The sequence below is a fragment of the Burkholderia sp. USMB20 genome (genome assembly GCF_000949135.2).
Lineage (GTDB): Bacteria > Pseudomonadota > Gammaproteobacteria > Burkholderiales > Burkholderiaceae > Burkholderia.
In genome coordinates, this window is the sequence record NZ_JTAN02000018.1 from 179185 (window position 1) to 202854 (window position 23670).

The window sequence follows — 23670 nt, forward strand, 5'->3', positions numbered from 1 at the left end:
CGAGCGGCCGGCCGTGTTCGCCGCGCCGCGTCGCTCCGCCGCCGCATCACGCGCGGACGAACGCCAGCAGTTCGTCGTTCAGGCGTTGCGCGTGCGTCAGATACAGCGCGTGCGGCCCGCCCTCGTAGACGCTCAGCGTCGCTCGCGGCACGCGCTTCGCGGTCGCGGCGCCCGTCAGCGCGAGCGGCGCCGTCTGGTCGTCGTCGCCGTGAATCACGAGCGTCGGCACGTCGAACCGGTCGAGATCCGCCCTGAAATCGGTTTCGGAAAACGCCCCGACGCAATCGAGCGTGCCCTTCAACCCGGCCTGCAACGCCATGAACGTGGTCCAGTCGAGCGCCGCGCGCGAGATCGTCGACGCGGGCCGGTTCGAACCGGTGAACAGCGGCCAGAAGTTCTCGAAGAACGCCGCGCGATCCGCGACGATGCCCGAGCGAATGCCGTCGAACACGGCAACGTCGACACCGTCGGGATGATCGTCGCGGCGTGCGACCAGCGGCGTCACCGCGCCGATCAGCACGGCTTTCGCGATGTGCCGCGTACCGTGCCGGCCGATGTAGCGCGCCACCTCGCCGCCGCCCATCGAAAAGCCGACGAGCGTCACGTCGCGCAGCCCGAGCGTCTCGATCAGCGTCGCGAGATCGTCGGCCAGCGTGTCGTAGTCGTAACCCGTCCACGGCTGGCCGGAGCGGCCGAAGCCGCGCCGGTCGTAGGCGATGCAGCGCATGCCGTGCGACGCGAGATGATGCATCTGGACGTCCCACATGTCCGCATTCAGCGGCCAGCCGTGGATGAACACGACCGGGCGGCCGGCGCCCCAGTCCTTGTAGTGAATCGAAACGCCGTCGCGTGTCGTGAACGTGCTCATGCGGATTCCTCGGTGGTGATCAGGCGGCCGCCGGCCGGTGCCGACGGACGGCGCGCGGGGTGCCGCGTCATGACCGCGACAGCCTGGCGATGAAGCGGTTCAGCTCGGACGTGAGGATCACGTCCCGATAGTTCGCCGGGCGCTTCGCGCCGCGCCATTGCGGCTTGTAGATCGCATCGCCGGCACGGATCGTGATGCCGGTCAGCGCGCAGCGCCCGAGACCGCGCGACTTGGCGCTGATCCAGCGCTGCTCGTCGTAGCGAAAGCGCGTGGGATCGCTCCACGATATCAGGACCGACGAATCGGTCTGCCGCTCGGCCGCGACGATCGCGCACCGGCGGCGCATGCCGTCGCTCGACGCGGCCGGCACTTCGTCGCGGTGGCGACGGCACGCGGCGTCCGGGTCGCGAAGTGGCGGCGGCGCGTGGTGACGCGCCGCGGCCGACGGGTCGAGCAGCGTCATCACGTGTTCCCAGCGATTGAAGGCGTCCATGGCGGCGTATCCGGGCAAGTGGCGACGGGCCGGATGTCTCGCACCCGCACGCATCGCGATGCGTCATCCGCCGCCGCGAACCGGCAAGATCCGCGACGGGATGACCTGATGCCGACGATAGCGGGCCGCCGCTGAAGAGTCTTTACGGCGGGCTTAATTTTTCTGGCGGGCGCGCTCGCGCGGCGCGCCGCGGCCGCGTTCACGACAATTCAGCACGATTTCAGTACGCGCCGCGCGGTCGCGGGATAGCCTCCTGTCGGCGTTCGTTCGTGCCCTTGCGTGCCTGCCGGCGCGCGAACGCGAACACGCCGGCCGCCCGCGCGAGCGCCGCTCGCGGGCGGATCCGAAACCCTTCAAATCCAACGCGGCACCATTGCACCGCACGTTCAAGGAGTCCTCATGCGTCCCGCAGATCACGACGCCATTCCCTCGGCGCGCCGCCGAGACATGCTGCTGGCCGGCGCGACCGCCGTTGCCGCCGCCGCGCTGCCGGCCGCTGCCGCCGCCGCCCCCAAACACGCCGCTTCCGCCCATCAAGGAGCCCATGCGATGAACACGATCACCACCAAAGACGGTACGCAGATTTACTTCAAGGACTGGGGCAGCGGCCGTCCGGTCGTGTTCTCGCACGGCTGGCCGCTGTGCGCCGATGCGTGGGACGCGCAGATGCTGTTCCTCGTGCAGCACGGCTACCGCGTGATCGCGCACGACCGGCGCGGTCACGGCCGCTCGAGCCAGCCGTCGCAAGGCAACGACATGGACACGTACGCCGACGACCTGGCGGCGCTGATGAATGCGCTCGACCTGCGCGAGGCCACGCTCATCGGCCATTCCACCGGCGGCGGCGAAGTCGCGCACTACATCGGCCGGCACGGCACGAAGCGCGTGGCGAAGGCCGTGCTGATCGGCGCGGTGCCGCCGCAGATGGTGAAATCGGCGTCGAATCCGGGCGGCCTGCCGATGGACGTGTTCGACGGCATCCGCAAGAACGTCGCCGAGAACCGTTCGCAGTTCTACAAGGATCTCGCGGTGCCGTTCTTCGGCTTCAACCGGCCGAACGTCAAGGTGTCGCAGGGCACGATCGACGCGTTCTGGGCGCAGGGCATGATGGGCGGCGTGTACGGCCAGTATCAGTGCGTCAGGGAATTCTCCGAGGTCGACTACACAGAGGACCTGAAGAAGATCGACGTGCCGACGCTGATCCTGCACGGCGACGACGACCAGATCGTGCCGATCGACGATTCGGCGCGCCTGTCCGCGAAGATCGTGAAGCATGCGCAGCTGAAGGTGATCCCCGGCGGCGCGCACGGGATGTGCGTCGTCAACGCCGACCTGATCAATGCCGAACTGCTCGCGTTCCTGAAGGCGTAAGCGCTGCGGCACGGCGCGCGCGGCCCTGGCGCCGGCGCGCCGTTCAGGAAGATTCAGGAATTTTCAGGCCGGCGCCATTCCGTCGCGGCGAGCGCGATCGCTAAGATCGTCGCTGCGCGATGCCGGGGGCTCATGGCGACGGCGCGCGCGCCGGCCTGAGCAGGATGCCGATCAACACTCCCGCGACGGCGAACGCCATCGCGACCCGGAAATTGTCCGCGAGCGCGAGCGTGGTCGCCTGGACCCGGACCGCCCGGTCGAGCAGCGCATAGGTCGCCTGGTCGCCCGTGGCGAAGGTGGCGCCGTGCGACACGAGCGACGCCGCGCCAGCCCGCAGCCGCGCGAGCGTTTGCGGATCAGACAGCGTGACATGCAGACCGACGAGATTCGAATGGGTAGCCTCCATGATGCGCTGGATCACCGCGATCGACGTCGTGCCGAGCTGCCCGCTCAGCAGGCGCGTCGTCTGCACGACGGCGCCGAACGTCAGCGCGTGCTCGGCCGTCACATGCTTGCCGAAGAAGAAGATGACCGACGTGAGCGCCATCGTCTGGCCCAGCGCCTGGAGCAGTTGCGACGGGATGAAGTCGGGCTCGGCCCACGCGGGCGTGAGACGCGCGCCGAGCGCGAACGCGACCGCCACCATCAGGAAACCGGCCACGATCAGCCGGCGCGGATCGACGCGCTGCAGCAGCCACGCGACGCACGGCGCGAACAGCAATTGCGGAATCGCGATCCAGCGCAGCGTATCGCCGATCTGCAGCGGGCGAAGCCCGTAAGTGCTCGCGAGAAACACCGACGGAATGAAGCTCGTGTTGAGCACGGTAAAGCGCACGAGACCGACGAGCAGGATCAGCAGCGCGACGTTGGGCAGCGCGAGGTAGCCGAGATCGAGCCCGGCCTGCCGGGACGTGAGTTCGTGGATCAGGAACGCGGCAATCATCAGGATGCCGATGCACAGCAGCGCGACGATCAGCGGCGACTGGAACCAGAACAGCCGTTCGCCCTGGTCGAGCGCGATGCACAGGCACGCGAACCCGCCGGCGCCGAGCAGCATGCCGCGCGTATCGATGCCGGACACGAAACGCTTGACCGGCTCGTTCGACAGCGACAGCAACAGGCAGACGATGAACGGCACCGTCAGCAGCGCGTTCTGCCAGAACAGCCAGCGCCAGCTCAGGTGTTCGCTGTACCAGCCTTCGAGCGTCGCGGACAGGTTCAGCGACATCTCGAGGTTCATCGCATACGCGGCGATGCCGAACGGGATCAGCCGCGGCGGCAGCGTACGCACGACGAACCCGACGGTCAGCGGCACGAACACGCCGGACGCGAAGCCGGCGAGGCTCTGGAACGCGATGAAGGTGCCGAAGTTCGTGCACAGCGGCAGCACGGTTTCGACGACGAGAAACACCGAGGCGCCCGCCAGCAGCACGCGGCGCGTGCCGAACACGAAGGCCGCCGCGATCGCGAGCGGGCCGACGAACATCTGCGACGCGGTGAACGCCGTGTTGATCCACGCGCCTTCGTCGAACCCGACGCCGAGCGCGCCGCGCACGTCGGCGAGCCCGAGCGACGTGATGCGCGACGTCAGCGTCGCGATGATCGCGCCGAGCAGCACGGACGCGATCGCGGCGATCGAGCGAAACGTCGGTATGTCGGCGGCCGGCGCGGCGGCCGGCCCCGGTGTCGCGCCACCGGGGGCGAACGTGGTGTTCATCGTCGAGCGGCTCCCGCATATGAGGCTCGCGCAAGCATAGCGCGATACGAAGAAAGTCGTCCGTACGATGGAGTATCCCGACCATGACCCCGAACCCGCCGGACTCGCCGTCCGTTCCCGCCGCGCGTTCGCGCAAGTGGCCGGTCGTGCTGATCGCCGCCGGCGCGCTGCTGCTCGTCGCGCTGCTGGTCTACGAATACGATGCGCACGAGCGCGGCACCGACGACGCGTACGTGACCGGCCATCTGCACGTGATCTCGCCGCGCGTGGCCGGCACGGTCGAGCGCGTGCTGGTGGACGACAACCGGTTCGTGCATGCGGGCGAGCCCCTCGTGCGGCTCGACCCGCGCGATTTCGACGTGCGCGTCGCGCTGCAGCGGGCGCGCGTCGCGCAGGCCCACGCCGATGCGAGCCGCGCGAAGGCGCTGGTCGAGCAGGCCGACGCGACGCGCGTGTCGGCGCATGCGGATGCCGAGAAGGCCGAGCTCGATTACGCGCGGGCCCGCGAGCTGACCCGCGAAACGCCGCGCGGGCTGTCGCAGCAGGAATTCGATGCGGCCAACGCGGCCCGCAAGTCCGCCGGCGCGCGCATCGACGCGGCCGACGCGCAATGGCGCAGCGCGCAGGCCGCGTGGCAGGCGGCGGCGGCCGTGTCGAACCAGAACGACGCCGAATTGCGCGACGCGGAACTCCAGTTGCAATACACGACCGTCGTCGCGCCGTCCGACGGTTATGTCGGCAAGAAGACCGTCGAGACCGGCGAGCACGTCGCGCCCGGCCAGGCGCTGCTCACGCTCGTCGAGCCGCATCCGTGGGTGGTCGCGAACTTCCGCGAAACCCAGCTGCGGCACGTGCGCACCGGCGACGCCGTGCAATTGCGCTTCGACGCGCTGCCGGAGCGGACCTTCAGCGGCCACGTCGACAGCCTGTCGCCCGCGACCGGCGGGCAGTTTTCGCTGCTGCCGCCCGACAACGCGACCGGCAACTTCACGAAGGTCACGCAGCGGGTGCCCGTGAAGATCCTGCTCGACGGGCAAGCGGTGACCGAGCCGCGCATCCGGCCCGGCCTGTCGGTCGTCGTCACGCTGCAACCCGAGCGCGCGCAGCCATGATCCGCATCGCCGCCCCGTTCGCCGCCCTGTTCGCGGCCTGCCTGCTGAGCGCATGCACGATCGCGCCGCGGCCGCTTGCGCCCGTACCGGTCGGACCGGACCCGTTCCGCCATGCGGACGCTGCGAACCCACCCGCCGCGCCGCTCGCCGAGTGGCCCGCATGGTTCGGCGCGCCGCCGCTCGTCACGCTCGTCGAGGCCGCGCTCGCCGGCAATCCCGACCTTCGCGCCGCCGCGGCGCGCGTCGACCAGGCGCAGGCGCTGCTCGGCGTGCGCGAAGCCGCGCTGGCGCCCACCGTCGGTGTCGCGCCGTCGTTCAGCCGCTCGCGCGTGTCGGGCACGGTCGACAACGCATTGCCGAAACGCACGATGCACAACTGGTCGGTGCCGTTCACCGCGAGCTACGAAGTCGATCTGTGGGGCCGCCTGCGCGGCGACGCCGAGATTGGCCGGCAGAACGTGCTGCAGGCGGACGCGGATCGCGCGGCGGTGCGCCTGCGCGTGGCGACCGACGTCGCGGCCGACTACCTGACGCTCCATTTCGTCGAACAGGATCTCGCGACGCTCGCGCGCGCGATCGAGCTGCGCCGCACCGCGCTCGACGTGATCGCCGCGCGCGTGCGGGCCGGCGCGGCGAGCGATCTCGACGCGCTGCGCGCGTCGGCCGATCTCGATACGGCACGCGCCGATCTCGCGGACAGCCGCCGGCTGCGCGAGAACCTCGTCGACGCGCTCGCCGTGCTGACCGGCGTGTCGCCGAGCGCATTCGCCGTCGCGCCCACCGCATCGCTCGTGCGCGTGCCGGACGTGCCGCCCGGGCTGCCGTCCGCGCTGCTCGCGCAACGGCCCGACGTCTACGCGGCCGCGCGCCGTGCCGACGCGGCGTCGCTCGAGATCGGCGTCGCCCGCACCGCGTGGCTGCCGACGTTGACGCTGACCGCACAGGGCGGTTTCGCGAGCCGCGATCTCGGCACGTTTCTCGATCGCAACAGTTCGCTGTGGGGGCTCGGCGCGAGCGTCGCCGAAACGCTGTTCGACGGCGGCAAGCGCGACGCCGCGGTGGCCGCCGCGACGGCCGGCGCGGACCTCGCCGACGCGAACTATCGCGCGACCGCGCTCGGCGCGCTGCGCGAGGTTCAGGACGCGCTCAACGACATCGCCGCGCAGAAGGAGCGGATCGCGCGCTACGACAGCGCGGCGCACGCGACCGAGGCAGCCGCGCGGTTGTCGCTGAGCCGTTATGCGCACGGCTACGTCAGCTATCTCGAGGTGATCGACGCGGACCGCGATGCACTGAGCGCGCAACGCCAGCTGATTCACAGCCGCCAGTCGCTCGCCATCGCGACGATCGGCCTGGTGCGCGCGCTGGGCGGCGGATGGACGCCGCCGGCGTCGGCGCCGGTGTCGGCGTCGTCCGGCGACGCACGTCGCGCCGGACGCTTGTGACGCTGCACGAACGCGCGCCGCGCGTTCGCTGGAACGGCGTCAGACGTTTTCATGCCGCTCTTAAGCTTACCTAACGTTTTTGCGTTGTTGCACGGTCACCTGCTCAGTCACCCGCTCTGCCACCCGCCCCCGCCGGGCGCACGCCGAGCGCTTCGGCCTGGCGCACGAGATCCGGCAGCGTGCGGACCTGCATCTTCTTCATCACCTGCGCACGATGCACCTTCACCGTGATTTCCTGCAGCCCGAGATTCGACGCGATCTGCTTGTTCATCAGGCCCGCGATCACCTGGCTCATCACTTCGCGTTCGCGCGGCGTCAACGACGCATAGGCCTGCCGCACCGCATCCAGCGCACGCTCGCGCGCGAGGCGTTCGCCGTCGCGGGCCAGCGCGCGGCCGACGGCATCGAGCATCGTGTCGTCGTCGAACGGCTTGGTCAGGAAATCGAGCGCGCCGCCCTTCATGGCCTTGACGGTGGTGGCCACGTCGCCGTAACCCGTCATGAACAGGATCGGCACGTTCAGGCCCGCGCGCACCGCTTCCTCCTGGACGGCAAGTCCGCTCTCGTCGGCCAGGCGCACGTCGAGGATCAGGCAGCTCGGCACGTCGGGCCGCTCGAATGCGAGGAACGCGCGCGACGACGCGAACGTCTCGACGCGAAACCCGGCCGAACGCAACAGTGCGCTCAGCGCGCGCCGCAGCGTTTCGTCGTCGTCGACCACATAGACGATCGGCGCGGGATCGCCCGCGCCCTGGTGACGGTTCGAAGTCATATCCGGCGTGCTCGCCATCGCATTCCCCGTGTAGGCATCCGCTTCATTATCGAATGATAAACCGAGAAAAGTCCGGGCGGACACGCCGGCGCGCGCGGCATGACGGCGGACGCGCCGCTCACGCGGGCGGTGTGCCGGATGCGACCTGATCGATCAGGTCGAGCAGGTCGTCCGATGGAAACGGCTTGCGCAGGAACGCGACCGCGCCTTGCGCGAGCGCCCGGCGGACCGACTCGTCGTCGCCGTGCGCCGACATCAGGATGACCGGCAGCGCCGCGTTGCGCTGCACCAGCAGGCGCTGGACGTCGAGACCGCCCATCCCTTTCATCTTCAGGTCGAGCAGCACGCACGCCGCGTCGTCCAGCGGGCCGGTCGCGAGAAATTCCTCGCCCGACTCAAACGGCAATGCGGTATGGCCCGCCGATTTCAGCAGGCTGGCAAGACTCTTTCGGACCGACGCATCGTCATCGATGATGCAAACAAGGGCCATGAAATAAAAACCTAAATGGTGTCAATCGAGGTGAGCGCCGTGCGGTTCATGCCGCATCGACAGGCGCCGCCGCTGCGCGCCAGGTCCGCGCAGCCCGGCAGTCACGCCCACGATCCGGCGACCGGCGCGGCCGGCCCCGGCTGCAGCGCGTCCGCGTGCGGGTCGGCCGCAAACGACGCGCGGCGCGCGTGGAGACGCCCGGCTTCGCCCGATTCCGCCAGCTTCTCGAGCGCATACGCGCGCACGACCTCGAGCAGCGAGTAGCGCTTCGACAGTCCGACCGAATGAACGACCAGCAGCGATTTCGACGCCAGGCTGACGAGACAGTCCAGCACCTCGTCCGCACCCAGTTCGGTGCAGGCGGCCAGCGCGCAGGCCGCGTCGAGCCGGAACGCATCCGGAAACACCGCGAGACGGCACAGCACGGTGCGCTCCATCTCGTCGAGCAGCCGATAGCTCCACTCGATGGTGGCCCTGAGCGTCTGCTGGCGCGGGTGCGCCGTGCGCAGGCCGCCGGACAGCGACAGCACCGACTTGTCGAGATCCGCCGCCAGCCCCTGGATGCCGAGCGACGCGACACGGGCCGCGCCGAGCTCGAGCGCGAGCGGCAGGCCGCTCAGGCGGCGGCAGAGGGTTGCGATCGCGTCGAGCGTCTTCGCGTCCGCCGGAAGATCCGTACCCATCGCGCGCGCGCGCGCCAGGAACATCCGGACCGCGCCGCTCGCGACGATGTCGTCGGCGTTCGCGCCGGCCGGCGGCAACGACAGCGGCCCGACGCGATAGACCCGCTCGCCCGCCACCCGCAACGGCTCCCGGCTCGTCACGACGAGTATCGCGCCCGGGTTCGCGTCCGCGATCGCTTCGCTCAGGTCGGCCAGTTCGTCGACGTACTGCTCGGCGTTGTCGAACACGAGCACGACGCGCTGCTCGCCGATCGCCCGGACGACGTCGGCGGGCCCCGCGCCCGGGCCGCCCGGCAGGTCGAACGCGTCCAGCACCGCGCACGCCAGGGTCGCGTCGGCCCGCAGGCCGGCCAGGTCGACCCGGACCATCTCGATCCCGTGCGCCGCCGACCAGGCCGTCGCGACCTCCAGCGCCAGATGCGTCTTGCCGACGCCGCCGGGGCCGACCAGCGTGACGAGCGCCTCGCGATCGAGCAGCCCGTGCAGCTCGGCCGCTTCCGGCTCCCGGCCAATCATCGGACATTTGCGCGGCGTAGCACTCGCGCGGACACTGCCTGCCGAGTCGAACGCGAGCGGCGGGCGATCGCCGTGCGCATGGTCGGCCGGCGGCGCGAGCCGGTAGCCGCGGCCCGATTCGGTCCGGATCCATCCGTGCTTGCCGCCGAACAGCTTGCGCAGCGTCGAGACGTGGACCTGGATGTTGTTCTCGACCACGATCGTGTTCGGCCACACGGCCTGCATGATCTCGTCCTTCGACACGAGCCGGCCGGCCGCCTTCACCAGCAGTTCGAGGATCTCGAACGCCCGGGCGCCGATATACCGGGGCTGCCCGTCGACACAGACTTCGCGGCATTCAAGGGAAACCGTCACCCGTCCGAACGTGTACATGATCCGCACTCGCTTATGCTGCCTGCCACCTCGCGCCGCCTCGCGAGGCGACGCGCTCCTGGGTTGCCCGTCCGGCCATGCCGATGCATGCCGGGAGGCGTGACCGTATCGTAGGTCTCAACCGGCGCCGCGAATATTATCCATAGGTTTAAGTCCGGCCCCGACTTCCGCCGGGGCGCGAGGGCGCAGAGGTACTGCAAAATCCCGCGGGCTGTCGGACAATGCACGGGTCGCGGCCCGAACGCGCGCGACCGAGCCCGGCCGATCCCGCATCGCGAGCCGCTTCCACCCTCCTCCACCCAGCCCGCCGCCCCACCGTGAATCAGCCCTTGCGTAACCCGGACGACACGAACCGAATGGATGCCGAATGGCTCGCGCGTGCCCGCCTGTCGAACGTGGTGCGTTCGGGCGACGTCCTGACATTCGACCTGACCGACCGCGCGACGGGGCGCGTGTGGCCGGCGTGCCAGACCGGCTGGGAATTCGACCAGCGCTGCCGGCAGTTCGAGCAGGAACATGCGTTGAACGGGATCCTGGACCCGGCCTGGGCGCTCTTGCCGGTGGCGCTGATCCGCGCGGCCGACGGCCCGGTGCTCGTTCATCCGCGCGTGGACGTGCGTGCGTTCGACACGCTGACCGACGGCCGGCTGCCGCTTGACGCCTTTCTCGAAACGGCGATCGGCGCCGCCCGCACGCTCGGAGAACTGCATCGGCGCGGCTGGCTGCATGGCGATCTCCAGCCGGCCAGTTTCGTCATCGCACCGGACGGCACCGTCATGCTCCGCTCGTTCGCCCATGCCCGGGAGCGCGCGACGAAACAGGCGGCGGACCGCACGATGCGCACGGATTTCGCCGCGTACGCCGCGCCGGAAGTCTCGGCAGGCACGTGTGTCGACGAGCGCGCCGACCTGTACGCGTTCGGCATCACGCTGTTCCGCCTGCTGACGGGCGCGATGCCTTACAAGGCCGCGTCGACGTCCGACTGGGTCCACGCGCACGTCGCGATCAAACCGTCGCCGCCCGCGGCGTTTCGCGGCGACGTGCCCGCCATCCTGAACGATCTGATCCTGAAGCTGATCGCCAAGGAACCCGCCGATCGCTACCCGTCCTGTGAAGCGGTGCAGCACGATCTCGAACGGATCCTGCACGACTGGCTCGCCGCGGGGCGCGTCGAGCCCTTCGCGCTCGGCGGCCGCGATCCGTTCGCCGGTCTGCACACGCTCGACCTGCCGGTCGGCCGCGACGCGGAAATTCATCTGCTCGAGGGGATCCTGGAGACCGTCACGCGCACCGGCGAGTCGGCCGTCGTGCTGGTCGGCGGACCGGCAGGCGTCGGCAAGACCGCGCTCGCCGAACACTTCGTGCGTCATGCGCGCGCCGCGTCGCGCACCGCCTGGTTCGCGTCGGCCACGGTCGACCGGTTCCAGCCCGCGCGGCCGTATGCGGCCGTGCTGCAGGCGCTGCGCACGCTGTTCGGCAGCGCGCTGGCGAGGCGCGACGACGAAATCGCGGCGATCGCCGCGCGGCTGCGCGACTGCGTGGGCCGGCAGGCCAGTCTTCTTGCGGCGATCTTCCCGGAAACCGGGTGGCTGCTCGACGTCGAGCCCGTCGCGTTCGACCCGACCGATGCGATTCCCGAATTCCATCTGTGCCAGATCGTCGTGAATGCATTCCGCGCGTTCGCGGCGCCGGGCGAGCCGCTCGTCATGACTCTGGACGACATCCAGTGGGCCGACGACGCGACGCTCGCGTTCCTCGCATCGATCGCGCTCGATCCGCCGGCCCATGTCTGCATCGTCGCCAGCTATCGGAGCGGGCCGCCGCATGACGACGCGCCGGCGTTCCGGCGCCTGCGCGAGCAGCTCGATCGCGCCCGCGTCGCGTCGCTGACGCTGGCACCGCTCGACACGCCCGACGTCACGCGCATGCTCGCCGGCATGCTCGGCGAGGCGCCGGCCCGCTTGTCCGGGCTCGGCGACATCGTTCATCGCAGGACGGGCGGCAATCCGTTCTACATCCAGCAGCTGCTGCGCACGCTGATCGACGAGCAGCTGCTCGGCTACGATCCGGTGCGGCAAGCGTGGCAATGGAATGCGGACGACATCGAGGCGCGCCACGAGACCGAGAACGTCGTGAGCCTGCTCGCGGTCCGGATGCAGCGCTTGCCGCACGAAACGCGAACGCTGCTGGCGCTGATGGCCTGTATCGGCATCGACATCGACGAAGCGCTGTTGCGCGCGGCCGCCGACAAAACGCTGGCCGAACTCCGCTTCTGGCTGGACCCGGCGCGCCGGATGGGTCTCGTGTCGCTCTCCGGCGACCGCTGGCGCTTCGCTCACGACCGCATCCTCGAGGCCGTCTACGCACTCACGGGGCGCCCGGAGCGCGCGCTGCGCCACGCCCGGATCGCCGCCGCGATGCTCGCGCGCGTGAACCCGCCGTCACCCGAATCCTTGCTGGCGCTCGCCGCCCAGATCGAACTGGCGCAAGGCGTGCCGCTCGACGACACGCTCGCGCTCGCATACGCGGGTGCGCTCGCCGACGCCGCGGAGGCCGCGGCCACGGCCGCCGCGCGCGATCGTGCGTTGTCGTTTCTTGCGTCGGCACAATCGCTGCTCGGCCCGCATGCGTGGTCGCAACACTACGGCCTCGCCAGCCGGATCGGCATCCTGCGCAGCGGCCTGCTGCTCGCGACCGGCGAAACCGCACAGGCGTCCGACGCAATCGACACGCTCATGGCGCGTACGCGCACGCCCGCCGACCGCGCCGAGGCGCATCGGCTGAAGGCCGCGCAGCTCACGGTGGAGGCGCACTACCGGCAAGCCATCGACGTCGCGCTGGCCGGGCTGGCGCTGCTCGGCGTCGAACTGCCGGCCGAGCCGTCCGAAGCCGATCTCGAGGCGGCCTGCGATGCGGTGCGCGCGGCGCTCGATGGCCGCGCCATCGCCGACCTGGTCGACCTGCCCGTGATGACCGACACGCGCGTCGAAGCCACGATGGCGCTGCTGACCGCGCTCGAGGCCGCGATGTTCTATCCGAGCGGTGGGCTGATGCTGCTCCATTTCGCGACGATGGTGCGGCTGACGCTGCGCCACGGTGTCACTGCCGCGTCGGTACAGGGGCTCGCGTGGTACGGCGTCAGCATCGCCGAGCACCACGACGCGTATGAAGACGGCTTCGAATTCGCGAAGGTCGCGCTCGCGCTGGTCGATCGCCACGGCTTCGAACGCTATCGCTCCGCCACGCTGATCGCGCTCGACCAGGTGAGCGTCTGGACCCAGCCGCTCACCTATGCACTCGAACGCGCGCGCGAGGCGAAAGCGGCGGGCAATGCGAGCGCCGAGCTGCGCTGGATGTGCTACAGCTGCAACCACATCGTCAGCGATCTGTTGTCGATGGGCGAGGCGCTGCCCGCGATTCGCGACGAAATCGACCCACTGCTGGAGATCGCGCGCGGCGCACGCTACGACGACATCGTCGATCTCGTCTCCACCCAGTCGGAATTCATCGACGCGCTGCAGTTCGGCCAGGACCGGATGATCGGCACGTGGCGTGCGCGTGCCTCGACCCGGACCCCGATGTCGGTCCTGGCGTTCTGGACCGACGTGCTCGCCGGCCGGGCGGCCTTCATCTTCGGCGACGCGGCGACGGCGCGCGCATCGCTCGATGCGGCCGCGTCGAGCGCATGGTCGACGCCCGCGCACATCATGCTTGCCGATTTCCACCTGTTCAGCGTGCTGGCCGGGATCGCGTGCGACGACGGCGCAACGCCGCCCGAACGCATGCTCGAACGCTTCGCGCCCCAGCGCGCCCGCTTCGCGGTGTGGAGCGAGCGAAATCCCGGAACGTTTCTCAACAAGCTCGCGCTGATCGATGCCGAGTTCGCGCGCGTGCGCGGCGAGCACGTGGTCGCGATGCAGCAGTACGAAACGTCGGCCAGCCTCGCGGCGGAACACGGCTTTGTGCACGAACAGGCGCTCGCGCACGAGCGGGCCGCGCAGCATGCCGCGTCGCTCGGGCTCGCCGGCCAGGCCCGTCATCAGTTGCGGCTCGCCCATGCGTGCTACCGGCGCTGGGGCGCGACCGGCAAGACGCGGGCGATGGAAGCGCAGCATCCGTTCCTCGTGATGGATCCGTCGCCGGGCGGCCCGGCCGCGCCCGCGCGCGAGGATCTCGATTTCGCGCTCGCGATGCGTGCCGCCCATTCGTTGTCCGAAGAAATCGTGCTCGAGCGCCTGATCCAGACGCTGATGCGCAACATGCTCGTGTACGCCGGCGCCCGCTATGGCCTGCTGCTGCTCAACCGGCGCGACCGGCTGACCATCGAAGCGGTGGCGCGCATCGCGGGCAGCGACGTGATCGTCGACATCGCGCGCAGCGAACCCACCGAACAGGATGTGCCGCTGTCGATCCTGAACACCGTCGCGCGCACGCGCAAGCCGATCGTGCTCGAGAATGCGCAGCGCGACGGCGTTCCCGATCACGTCGACAGCCTGCGCGCGCACCCGACGCGCTCGCTGTTCTGCCTGCCGCTGTTGAAACAGGGCGCGCTGGTCGGCGTGCTGTATCTCGAGAATGCGCTGAGCAACGGCGTGTTCTCGCCGCGGCGCATCGCGATGCTGGAAGTGCTCGCGCCGCAGGCGGCCAACGCGCTCGAATCCGCGCGGCTTTACGCGGAGCTGATCGACGAGAACGCGCGCCGGGTCGAGACCGAGGCCGCGCTGCGGCACGCGCGCACCGAGCTCGCGCGCACCGCGCACATGACGGTGATGGGTGAACTCGCCGCGTCGATCGCGCACGAGATCAATCAGCCGCTGACGAGCATCGTGTCGAGCGCCGGCGCGGGCATGCGCTGGTTGCGCGGCCCGCAACCCGATCTCGGCGAGGCGCTCGCGAGCCTGGACGACATCCGTGCATCCGGCGTGCGCGCGGCCGACATCGTCCGCGCGTTGCGATCGCTCGCGCGCCAAACGCCGCCCGCGCTGGCGCCGGTCGCGATCGACGACCTGATTCGCGACATGCTGCGTCTCACCGAAACGGAAATCGACGCGAAGCAGGTGGTGCTGCGCGTCGACCTGCACTGCGACGGCGTGCGCGCGATGGCCGACCGCACCCAGATCCAGCAGGTGATCCTCAACCTCGTCACCAATGCACTCGACGCGATGGACGGACTCGTCGCGCCGCGCGAGCTCGAGATCGCCTCGCAGGTCGAGGACGGCCATGCGGTCGTCCGCATCGCCGACCGCGGCGCCGGCATCGATGCGGACATCGCGAATCGCATCTTCGATCCGTTCTTCACGACGAAGTCGCACGGCATGGGGATGGGCCTCGCGATCTGCCGTTCGATCATCGAGGCGCATGGCGGCACGCTCGAAGCGGCGCCGCGCGACGGGCACGGTACCGTGATGACGTTCCGGCTGCCGGTTTCGGCGCCCCGTTGATACCGGCCGATGCGTGGCAGCGGCTGCGGCTGCGGCAGCGGCAGCGGCTGCGCCGGCATCGCACGGCTCAGGTTGCGCGCGGCCGGTGCGCGTCCTCGCCGAGGAACCGGTGCACGAAGGTCACGGCCATCGCGCCTTCGCCGACCGCCGACGCCACCCGCTTGACCGACCCCGACCGGACGTCGCCCGCCGCGAACGAACCGGGCACGCTCGTTTCCAGATGGTAGGGCCGGCGCTCGAGCGGCCACACGCGCTCGAACCCGGGACAGTCGTACAGGTCGCTGCCGGTGACCAGGTAGCCGCCCGCGTTGCGGATGATGTCCGTGTCCCTCGCCCATTCGGTGTTCGGCGCACCGCCGATGCAGACGAACAGGTGCGTGGCCGGCAGCACCTCGCGCGCGCCGTCGTCCGAGCGCAGCACGATCGCTTCGAGGCGGCCGTCGCCGTGGAGCGCGTCGACATTCGAGCGGTACCGGACCGTCACGTTCGGCGTGCGCTCGATCCGGTCGACCAGGTAATGCGACAGCGTTGCCGCCAGCGATGCGCCGCGCACGATCATCGTGACTTCGCGTGCGTGCCGCGCGAAATTCATCACGGCCTGGCCCGCCGAGTTGCCGCCGCCGACGATGAACACGTGCTTGCCTTCGCACATCGGCGCCTCGCTCGAACCCGCGCCGTAGAACAGGCCGGCGTTGAGAAACCGCTGTTCGTCGGGCAGGCCGAGGCTGCGATATTCGATCCCGGTCGCGCAGATGTTCGTGCGCGCGGTCAGGATCGATCCGTCGGCCAGGTCGACGCGAATCTTGCCGTCGACGAACGTCGCGTGCACGCCCTCGCGCATCATCAGCAGCTCGACGCCGAATTTCACGGCCTGCTGGCGCGCCCGCTCGGCCAGCTCGGCCCCCGGAATGCCGTCCGGAAACCCCATGTAGTTCTCGATCATCGAACTCGTTCCCGCCTGCCCGCCGATCGCGTCGCGCTCGATCACGACGGCGCGCAGCCCTTCCGACGCCGCATAGACGGCCGCCGACAGGCCGGCCGGACCGGCGCCGTAGATCGACACGTCGTACTCGACGAAGCGCGGCCGGGCGACCCAGCCGAGCTTCGCGGCGATCTCCGGCAGCGTCGGCTGGTAGAGGCACGTGCCGTCCGGGAAGACCACGGCCGGCAGCCGGAGGTCGGCGAGCGGCGCGATGCCCAGTTCGCGCATGCAGTCGGTGTCGGACCTCAGTTCGCACCACGCGTACTCGACCACGCCGCGCTTCAGGAAATCGCGAATTGCATAGGCTTCCTTGCTGTTCGGCAAGCCGATGACCTTGACATGCTGAGACTGCGTCATGAATCCCTCCCGGTAAGCGCACTGCCGCGTTTCGTGTCGGCCGCACTGGCGACTGTACGTCCTCGTCGCCTTCGCGCTGCCGCGGTTAACAAGAATTAAGGTCGGCGCGCGCCGTGTGCCGTCCACAATGAAGCCCGTTCACCTCCGCTTGCAGCGTCGTGCCGGCCGCGCTGCGAGCACCTGCGGCGCCGGCATCGGAGCGAAAGATGACTACCACCTGCAGTCACCTCGGCGAAGCGCGCGTCCTGGATACCGACAAGGACTACTGCGAGGAGTGCGTGAAGTCCGGCAGCCGGTGGGTGCATCTGCGCCTGTGCCTGAGCTGCGGGCAAGTCGGTTGTTGCGACTCGTCGCCGAATCGCCACGCGAGCCGGCATTTCCACGAAACCGGCCATCCGCTCGCCCGTTCGATCGAGCCGGGCGAGCGCTGGGTATGGTGCTACGCGGACGAAGTCATGGCCGGCGAAATCGCGTCGTAGCGCATCGCGCGCCGGCATCCGGCACCCATTTCCACTGCGGGTAAACACCGCTCGATCGCGGCTTTGTCCTGCCGATCTTTTCCACTAGAATTTATCGAACGATAACTTATCGACTGATAAACACGAGGTGTCCCATGCCTGTATCCAGACTTGCGCACTACTCGATCCGCACGCTCGATCTCGAGAAATCGTGCCGGTTCTATGAACGCGTGCTCGGCTTCAAACGCGGCTATCGTCCGCCGTTCGACTTTCCGGGCGCATGGCTCTACAAGGGCGGCGACGAAGCCGATTACGGCACCGTGCACATCATCGGCGTCGATCCGTCCAATCCGGACGGCCTTGCCGCCTATCTCGGCGACAAGGCGCTGCCGGCCACCGGCACGGGCACCGTCGACCACATCGCGTTCCTCGCGACCGGCGTCGAAGCCATGTGGGGCACGCTGCGCGCCGAGAACGTGCCGTGGCGCGACCGCACGGTGCCGAGCCTCGGGCTGCATCAGATCTTCATCGAGGATCCGTCCGGCGTGACGATCGAACTCAACTTCCCTGCCGCCGAGGTCGAGGGCCTCGCGCTTCCCGACGCGGCCGCATCGGCCGGCGCATCCACCGGAGACTGACATGAACAACATCACTGCAAGCAAACGCAAGGCCGCGATCGTCGGCGGCTCGCTGGGCGGCCTGTTCGCCGCCAACCTCCTGCTGCGCAACGGCTGGGACGTGGACGTCTACGAGCGGGTGCCCGAGGCGCTGTCGGGCCGTGGTGCCGGCATCGTCACGCATCCGGAACTGTTCGACGTGATGCTCGCCGCGGGCGTGCGCATCGACGCGTCGATCGGCGTCAAGGTCGAGTCGCGCATCACGCTGTCGCAGGACGGCGCCGTGGAATCGGAACGGCGCTTGCCGCAGACGCTCACCGCGTGGAGCAAGATGTACCACGTGCTGCGTGCGGCGCTGCCCGATCAGCACTATCACGCGGGCGCCGTCGTGACCGACGTCGCGGACGGGCCGGAGCACGCGTCTATCACGCTGTCCGACGGCTCGGTCGTGCATGCCGATCTCGTCATTGCCGCCGACGGGTTCCGTTCCGCGATTCGCGAGCGGCTGCTGCCGGACGCGCAGTTGCAATACGCGGGCTATGTCGCATGGCGCGGGCTGGTCGACGAAGCCGCGCTGTCGGAAGCGACCCACGCGAGCCTGTTCGACAAGTTCGCGTTCGGCTTGCCGCCGCACGAACAGATCCTCGGCTACCCGGTCGCCGGCCAGGGCAACAGCACGCAACCCGGCGAGCGCCGCTACAACTTCGTCTGGTATCGCGCGACGCGCGAAGACACCGACCTGCCGAACCTGCTGACCGACGAGACCGGCAAGCTGTGGGCCGGCGGCATTCCGCCGACGCTGATCCGGCGCGACGTCCTCGCCGATCTCGAGGACGCGGCCCACGCGCTGCTCGCGCCGCAGTTCGCGGAAGTCGTCGCACGCGCGACGCAGCCGCTGTTCCAGCCGATCTACGACCTCGAAGTGCCGCGCATGGCGTTCGGCCGGATCGCGCTGCTCGGCGACGCCGCATTCGTCGCGCGGCCGCATTGCGGAATGGGCGTCACGAAGGCGGCCGGCGATGCGCTCGCGCTCGTCGCGTCGCTCGCCACGCGCGCCGACACGCTCGACGCGCTGTGCGAATACAGCGAGACGCGCACCGCCTTCGGCGTCGCGATCGTGCAGCACGCGCGCCATCTCGGCGCGTACATGCAGGCACAACTGAAAAACGACACCGAGCGCGAAATGGCCGAGCGCTATCGCACGCCGGAAGTCGTGATGCGGGAAACCGCGGTGCCGCCGCATTTCTGAGCCGCATTTCCGAGCCGGGCACGGGCGGGCGCCGCGCACGAGACGCGCGACGCCCGACGCCCGGCCGTGACATTCGATCCATCGAGGAGACACCGTGAACCACCCGCTTCCGGCCACCGCCGGCACCGCGCCCGACCTGGATTCGCCGCCGCAGGCCATGCATCCGCTGCTGCGCGACGCCCGTTTTCGCACGCTCGTCAGGCGCAGAAGGCTGCTCGCCTGGTCGCTGACGCTCGTCATGCTCACCCTCTATTTCGCGTTCATCCTGACGCTCGCGTTTTCGCCGGCGCTGCTCGGCCAGCCGATCGTGCCGGGCCGGCCGACGCCATGGGGCATCCCGGTCGGCTTCGGCATGTTCGTCGTCACGTTCGCGCTCGTCGCGCTGTACGTATTCCAGGCCAATTCGGTCCACGACGCGCTCGTCGCGTCCCTTCGTCACGGAGACACGCCATGAAACGCCTGCTCCTCGCCGCGATCGCCGCCGCTGGGACGGCACCGGCGTTCGCGGCCGGCCCCGCGGCGATCGCACACGGGCACAACCCGGTCGCGATCGGCATGTTCCTGCTGTTCGTCGCGTCGACGCTCGTCATCACGCGCTGGGCCGCGCGCAAGAATCACAGCGTGGCCGACCACTATGCGGCCGGCGGCCGGATCACCGCGTTCCAGAACGGCTGGGCGATCGCCGGCGACTACATGTCCGCGGCATCGCTGCTCGGCATTTCCGCGCTGGTGTTCACGAGCGGCTACGACGGCCTGATCTATTCGGTCGGCTTTCTCGCGAGCTGGCCGATCATCCTGTTCCTGATCGCCGAGCCGCTGCGCAACCTCGGCAAGTACACGCTCGCCGACGTCGTGTCCTATCGCCTGCGGCAACGGCCGATCCGCGCGTTCGCGGCGTCGAGCTCGATCGTCATCGTGCTGCTGTATCTCGTGTCGCAGATGGTCGGCGCGGGCAAGCTCGTCGAACTGCTGTTCGGTCTCGACTACACGGTCGCGGTGCTCGTCGTCGGCGTGCTGATGGTCGTCTACGTATTCTTCGGCGGGATGCTCGCGACCACCTGGATCCAGATCATCAAGGCCGTGCTGCTGCTCGCCGGCGCGGCGTTCATGGCGTTCATGGTGCTCGGCCGTTTCGGATTCAGCCTCGACGCACTGTTCGCGCAGGCAGTCAGCGTGCATCCGAAGCATGCGGCGATCCTGCGTCCGGGCGGCCTGGTCTCCGATCCGGTCTCCGCCGTGTCGCTCGGCCTCGCGCTGATCTTCGGCACGGCGGGCCTTCCGCACATCCTGATGCGCTTCTTCACGGTCGGCGACGTCAAGGCTGCCCGCAAGAGCATCCTCCATGCGACCGGCATCGTCGGCGTCGGCTACGTGCTGATCGTGATCATCGGCTTCGGCACCATCGCGCTCGTCGCGCCGGACCCGCAATACCACGACGCGTCCGGCGCCGTGACGGGCGGCGCGAACATGGTGGCGATCCACCTCGCGCACGCGGTCGGCGGCAACGTGTTCCTCGGCTTCATCTGCGCGGTCGCGTTCTCGACCATCCTCGCCGTGGTCGCCGGACTCACGCTCGCGGGCTCGTCGGCGATCTCGCACGATCTCTACGCGAACGTGCTGCGCCGCGGACGCGCATCCGACCAGGAGGAAATGCGCGTGGCGCGCGCGACGACCGTGGTGCTCGGCGTGCTCGCGATCCTGCTCGGCATCGCGTTCGAGAAGCAGAACATCGCGTTCATCGTCAGCCTCACGTTCTCGATCGCGGCGAGCTCGAACTTTCCGGTGCTGCTGCTCTCGATCTACTGGCGCGGGCTCACGACGCGCGGCGCGGTGCTCGGCGGCCTGCTCGGGCTCGCCACCGCCGTCACGCTCACGGTGCTGAGCCCGACGGTGTGGGTGACGGTGCTCGGTCATGCGCATGCGGTCTATCCGTACGAATACCCGGCACTGTTCTCGATGGCGGCGGCGTTCGCCGGCGTCGTCCTGTTCTCCGTCACCGATCGCTCGGCCCGCGCGCGACACGAGCGTGCGCAGTTCGACACCCAGCTCGTCGCGTGCGAAATGGGCACCACAACGGGCACCACACAACGCGGCTGAGCCGCACGATTCGAAGAGCCGACATCCTCATGAGACATCCCACGTTGACCTGCACCTGCTGCCCGTCGCCGGCCCGGCGACGCCTGCTCGGCACGTTCGCCGCGCTCGCCGGCACGGCCTTGGCCGGCCGTTCGGCACCGGCTGCCGCAACCGCGAGCACGCCGGCCGCATCGGCCACCGCGCCGCTGCAGCGGCCGCGCGCGATCGACATCCACGCGCACTACTACCCGGAAAGCTTTTGCAATCTGGTCGGCGGCGAAGGCAAGCGCTTCGGCGGGTCGTTCACGTGCGACGACGCGTCGTTCACGTTCCGCACGCCCGCCGGCGGCCTCGGGCCGCTGCCGATGAAGTTCATCGACGTCGACGCGCGGCTGCGGGACATGGATGCGTCCGGTGTCGACGTCCAGGCGCTGTCGCTCAGCGTGCCGATGGCGTACTGGGCCGACCGGCCGTTCAATGCGAAGCTCGCGCGCGACTGGAACTCGGCCGCGTCGCGCGTCTACGAGCGGCATCCGACGCGCTTCGTCGTACTCGCGACGCTGCCGATGCTGAACGCGACCGACGCGATCGACGAACTCGAGCGCGCCGCGCAGCTGCCGGGCGTGCGCGGCGTGTACATGGGCACCAACATCGACAATCGCGATCTCGACGACCCGTCGTTCGCACCGGTCTTCGCGCGCATCGAGCAACTGAACCTGCCCGTGTTCCTGCATCCGCAGCAAACGGTCGGCGGCGCACGGCTCGGCGATTTCTACCTGAGCAACCTGCTCGGCAATCCGTTCGACACGGCGATCGCGGCCGCGCACCTGATCCTCGGTGGCGTGCTCGACCGCCATCCGGACCTGCACTTCACGCTGCCGCATGCCGGCGGCGCGTTGCCGATCGTCGCGGGGCGCCTCGACGCGGGCTGGACCGTGCGCCCCGAAACGCGCCGGCTCGCGCAGAAGCCCAGCAGCTATCTGCGGCGCTTCAGCTACGACACGGTGTCCCACTCCGGGCCGGTGCTGGACTTCCTGATCGCGAACGTCGGCATCGACCGGCTCGTGCTCGGCAGCGACTACTGCTTCGACATGGGTTACGAACAACCGGTCCGCTTTCTCGACCGGCTCGACCTGAGCGCGGCCCAGCGCGCGCAGATACTCGGCGGCAATGCGGGGAAGCTGCTGCGGATCTAGCGCGATCGGGCCGCCATGTCGCGCTCGCGCGACGACGCTTGCACGATCGGCGCAGCCCGCCGGCCGACATGCCATCATCCGGCGAGCCGTCGGCCCGGCACATGTCGCCGCGCAGCCGGGCCGCCATGCCGCTTTTCCAACAAGGAACCACGCAGGATGAAGATAGCCATTGCCGGCGGGTCGATCGCCGGTCTCGCAACCGCGTTGACGCTCGATTGCATCGGGCACGACGTGACGGTCTACGAGCGCTCGCCGTCGCCGCTGCGTGGCCAGGGCGGCGGCGTGGCCGTGCTGCGCCGGATGATGGCGTTTCTCGAACAGCATGGCCGTCATTGCCGGCAGGCGCTCAGCGTGCCGACCCGTCGGCGACGCTGGATCGACCGCGCCGGCATCGTCACGCGCGACGAACCCGAAATGCTGCCGTTCTCGTCGTGGGACGCCGTCTACCGCTCGCTGTGCGAGACGCTGCCGCACGGACGCATCCGTTATGGCCGCGCGGTCAGCGGCTTCGAGCAGGATGCCGACGGGGTCGACGTGCACCTGGGCGACGAGCGCATCCGCGCGGACGTGCTGATCGCCGCCGACGGCGCGGGCTCGAGCCTGCGCACGCGCCTGTTTCCCGACCATGCGCCGTCGTTCGCCGGCTACCTCGCGTGGCGCGGCATCGTCGACGAAGCCGGCTTCGAGCCCGCCGCGATCGCGCCTCTGGTCGAGAACATGACGCTACACAAGGCGCCGGGCGAACTGTTCATGGCGTTCCTGATTCCGGCGCTCGACGGCTCGCTCGCGCCGGGCACGCGCCGCTTCAACTGGCTCTGGTATCGCAACGAAGCCAATCGCGCCGCGCTGCGCCGCCACCTGACCGACCGGAACGGCAACGTCCATCATGCGTCCGTGCACCCCGGCATGCTTGCCGACGAGACCGTTGCGTCGCTGCGGCAACTGGCGCAAGAACGCTTGCCGGCATCGCTGTCGCAGCTGGTGCTCGCGACACGCGCGCCGTTCAACCAGGCGATCTTCGACGTGCTGAGCCCCAACTTCGCCGACGGTCGCGTCGCACTGGTCGGCGATGCGGCCTGCACCGTGCGCCCGCATACGGCGTCCGGCACATCGAAGGCGGCGGCCGATGCCGTGTCGCTCGCGCAAGCGCTGCCGGCAGACGCGGCCGATGTCGTCGCGCGCCTCGCGCAATGGTCGGCGCGGCGGCGCGAGGACGTGACCGCGTTGCTCGAGAAAGGGCCGCAACTCGCCGCATCGTTCGGCCTCGGCTCGCCGCGCTGAGGCCATTGCATGATGTTCTGCGCTCGCCCTCTGCTTCGTTATCCTTACCTTATCGCATCGGCGGGCACGTTCTTCGACGGAACCCGCCCGGTCGACTCCGCACGGCGCGGCCATTCCTGCGCCGACCTGTTTTGCCACGCGAATCATTCGACCCGCGCACGGCCGCAAGAAAGT

General features: G+C 69.5%; 18 protein-coding genes. 11 read left to right on the plus strand and 7 right to left on the minus strand.

The window, feature by feature from the left end:
• Nucleotides 1-46: 46 nt before the first annotated feature.
• Both PL79_RS23065 and PL79_RS23070 read right to left on the minus strand, forming a co-directional pair.
• The gene (locus PL79_RS23065; RefSeq protein WP_044847124.1) at nt 47-868 is read right to left on the minus strand and encodes an alpha/beta fold hydrolase; all 822 of its coding nucleotides are present in this window, start codon (nt 866-868) and stop codon (nt 47-49) included.
• Nucleotides 869-935: 67 nt separating this feature from the next.
• On the minus strand, nt 936-1361 hold the full coding sequence (locus tag PL79_RS23070; protein ID WP_044847123.1) for a DUF3331 domain-containing protein: 426 nt from the start codon (nt 1359-1361) through the stop codon (nt 936-938).
• A gap of 549 nt (nt 1362-1910) precedes the next feature.
• Here PL79_RS23070 and PL79_RS23075 point away from each other — a divergent pair.
• Nucleotides 1911-2732 (plus strand): alpha/beta fold hydrolase, encoded by an 822-nt coding sequence (locus PL79_RS23075; RefSeq protein ID WP_193759869.1) that lies wholly within the window; start codon nt 1911-1913, stop codon nt 2730-2732.
• 130 nt (nt 2733-2862) lie between these two features.
• Here the strand turns inward: PL79_RS23075 and PL79_RS23080 are convergent, their stop codons facing one another.
• Complete coding sequence (locus PL79_RS23080) at nt 2863-4449, minus strand: MFS transporter (RefSeq protein ID WP_044847121.1); 1587 nt, start codon at nt 4447-4449, stop codon at nt 2863-2865.
• 83 nt (nt 4450-4532) lie between these two features.
• On the opposite strand from PL79_RS23080, the gene PL79_RS23085 reads away from it, so the two are divergent.
• Together PL79_RS23085 and PL79_RS23090 are read left to right on the plus strand one after the other, a co-directional pair.
• The gene (locus PL79_RS23085; protein ID WP_044847120.1) at nt 4533-5561 is read left to right on the plus strand and encodes an HlyD family secretion protein; all 1029 of its coding nucleotides are present in this window, start codon (nt 4533-4535) and stop codon (nt 5559-5561) included.
• Nucleotides 5558-7006 carry an efflux transporter outer membrane subunit gene (locus PL79_RS23090; RefSeq protein WP_044847119.1) on the plus strand — a complete coding sequence of 483 codons (1449 nt, stop codon included), beginning with the start codon at nt 5558-5560 and terminating at the stop codon, nt 7004-7006. Before PL79_RS23085 ends, PL79_RS23090 begins: the two co-directional genes overlap by 4 nt.
• A 103-nt stretch (nt 7007-7109) precedes the next feature.
• Here the strand turns inward: PL79_RS23090 and PL79_RS23095 are convergent, their stop codons facing one another.
• The 3 genes from PL79_RS23095 to PL79_RS23105 all read right to left on the minus strand — a co-directional run bounded on the left by PL79_RS23095 (nt 7110) and on the right by PL79_RS23105 (nt 9839).
• Nucleotides 7110-7778 (minus strand): response regulator transcription factor, encoded by a 669-nt coding sequence (locus PL79_RS23095; protein ID WP_235879315.1) that lies wholly within the window; start codon nt 7776-7778, stop codon nt 7110-7112.
• A 118-nt stretch (nt 7779-7896) separates the two neighbouring features.
• Nucleotides 7897-8268 (minus strand): response regulator transcription factor, encoded by a 372-nt coding sequence (locus tag PL79_RS23100; protein ID WP_044847117.1) that lies wholly within the window; start codon nt 8266-8268, stop codon nt 7897-7899.
• Nucleotides 8269-8369: 101 nt separating this feature from the next.
• On the minus strand, nt 8370-9839 hold the full coding sequence (locus PL79_RS23105) for a winged helix-turn-helix domain-containing protein (protein WP_044847193.1): 1470 nt from the start codon (nt 9837-9839) through the stop codon (nt 8370-8372).
• A 356-nt stretch (nt 9840-10195) separates the two neighbouring features.
• On the opposite strand from PL79_RS23105, the gene PL79_RS23110 reads away from it, so the two are divergent.
• Entirely contained in the window at nt 10196-15280 is a 5085-nt protein-coding gene (locus PL79_RS23110) for a trifunctional serine/threonine-protein kinase/ATP-binding protein/sensor histidine kinase (RefSeq protein WP_052664762.1), read from the plus strand.
• Nucleotides 15281-15347: 67 nt separating this feature from the next.
• Here the strand turns inward: PL79_RS23110 and PL79_RS23115 are convergent, their stop codons facing one another.
• Entirely contained in the window at nt 15348-16619 is a 1272-nt protein-coding gene (locus PL79_RS23115; RefSeq protein WP_044847115.1) for an NAD(P)/FAD-dependent oxidoreductase, read from the minus strand.
• A gap of 206 nt (nt 16620-16825) precedes the next feature.
• Between PL79_RS23115 and PL79_RS23120 the strand changes: the two genes are divergently transcribed.
• From PL79_RS23120 to PL79_RS23150, 7 genes are all read left to right on the plus strand, one after another.
• A complete protein-coding gene (locus PL79_RS23120) occupies nt 16826-17098 on the plus strand; it encodes a ubiquitin carboxyl-terminal hydrolase 14 (protein ID WP_044847114.1) in 273 nt (90 codons plus the stop codon).
• A gap of 134 nt (nt 17099-17232) precedes the next feature.
• Nucleotides 17233-17715, plus strand: coding sequence for a VOC family protein (locus PL79_RS23125; RefSeq protein WP_044847113.1), 483 nt, complete (start codon nt 17233-17235; stop codon nt 17713-17715).
• Nucleotide 17716: 1 nt separating this feature from the next.
• Nucleotides 17717-18943 (plus strand): FAD binding domain-containing protein, encoded by a 1227-nt coding sequence (locus PL79_RS23130; RefSeq protein WP_044847112.1) that lies wholly within the window; start codon nt 17717-17719, stop codon nt 18941-18943.
• A gap of 94 nt (nt 18944-19037) precedes the next feature.
• Complete coding sequence (locus tag PL79_RS23135; protein ID WP_044847111.1) at nt 19038-19397, plus strand: DUF485 domain-containing protein; 360 nt, start codon at nt 19038-19040, stop codon at nt 19395-19397.
• The gene (actP, locus tag PL79_RS23140) at nt 19394-21040 is read left to right on the plus strand and encodes a cation/acetate symporter ActP (RefSeq protein WP_044847110.1); all 1647 of its coding nucleotides are present in this window, start codon (nt 19394-19396) and stop codon (nt 21038-21040) included. Before PL79_RS23135 ends, actP begins: the two co-directional genes overlap by 4 nt.
• A gap of 29 nt (nt 21041-21069) precedes the next feature.
• Entirely contained in the window at nt 21070-22215 is a 1146-nt protein-coding gene (locus tag PL79_RS23145) for an amidohydrolase family protein (RefSeq protein WP_082088670.1), read from the plus strand.
• A 156-nt stretch (nt 22216-22371) separates the two neighbouring features.
• Nucleotides 22372-23496 (plus strand): FAD binding domain-containing protein, encoded by a 1125-nt coding sequence (locus PL79_RS23150; RefSeq protein WP_044847108.1) that lies wholly within the window; start codon nt 22372-22374, stop codon nt 23494-23496.
• Nucleotides 23497-23670 lie beyond the last annotated feature (174 nt).

Coding starts and splice junctions, on each gene's coding strand:
- PL79_RS23065 (WP_044847124.1), bottom strand. CDS start 868: ATGAGCACGTTCACGACACGCGACGGCGTTTCGATTCACTACAAGGAC.
- PL79_RS23070 (WP_044847123.1), bottom strand. CDS start 1,361: ATGGACGCCTTCAATCGCTGGGAACACGTGATGACGCTGCTCGACCCG.
- PL79_RS23075 (WP_193759869.1), top strand. CDS start 1,911: ATGAACACGATCACCACCAAAGACGGTACGCAGATTTACTTCAAGGAC.
- PL79_RS23080 (WP_044847121.1), bottom strand. CDS start 4,449: ATGAACACCACGTTCGCCCCCGGTGGCGCGACACCGGGGCCGGCCGCC.
- PL79_RS23085 (WP_044847120.1), top strand. CDS start 4,533: ATGACCCCGAACCCGCCGGACTCGCCGTCCGTTCCCGCCGCGCGTTCG.
- PL79_RS23090 (WP_044847119.1), top strand. CDS start 5,558: ATGATCCGCATCGCCGCCCCGTTCGCCGCCCTGTTCGCGGCCTGCCTG.
- PL79_RS23095 (WP_235879315.1), bottom strand. CDS start 7,778: ATGACTTCGAACCGTCACCAGGGCGCGGGCGATCCCGCGCCGATCGTC.
- PL79_RS23100 (WP_044847117.1), bottom strand. CDS start 8,268: ATGGCCCTTGTTTGCATCATCGATGACGATGCGTCGGTCCGAAAGAGT.
- PL79_RS23105 (WP_044847193.1), bottom strand. CDS start 9,839: ATGTACACGTTCGGACGGGTGACGGTTTCCCTTGAATGCCGCGAAGTC.
- PL79_RS23110 (WP_052664762.1), top strand. CDS start 10,196: ATGGATGCCGAATGGCTCGCGCGTGCCCGCCTGTCGAACGTGGTGCGT.
- PL79_RS23115 (WP_044847115.1), bottom strand. CDS start 16,619: ATGACGCAGTCTCAGCATGTCAAGGTCATCGGCTTGCCGAACAGCAAG.
- PL79_RS23120 (WP_044847114.1), top strand. CDS start 16,826: ATGACTACCACCTGCAGTCACCTCGGCGAAGCGCGCGTCCTGGATACC.
- PL79_RS23125 (WP_044847113.1), top strand. CDS start 17,233: ATGCCTGTATCCAGACTTGCGCACTACTCGATCCGCACGCTCGATCTC.
- PL79_RS23130 (WP_044847112.1), top strand. CDS start 17,717: ATGAACAACATCACTGCAAGCAAACGCAAGGCCGCGATCGTCGGCGGC.
- actP (WP_044847110.1), top strand. CDS start 19,394: ATGAAACGCCTGCTCCTCGCCGCGATCGCCGCCGCTGGGACGGCACCG.
- PL79_RS23145 (WP_082088670.1), top strand. CDS start 21,070: ATGAGACATCCCACGTTGACCTGCACCTGCTGCCCGTCGCCGGCCCGG.
- PL79_RS23150 (WP_044847108.1), top strand. CDS start 22,372: ATGAAGATAGCCATTGCCGGCGGGTCGATCGCCGGTCTCGCAACCGCG.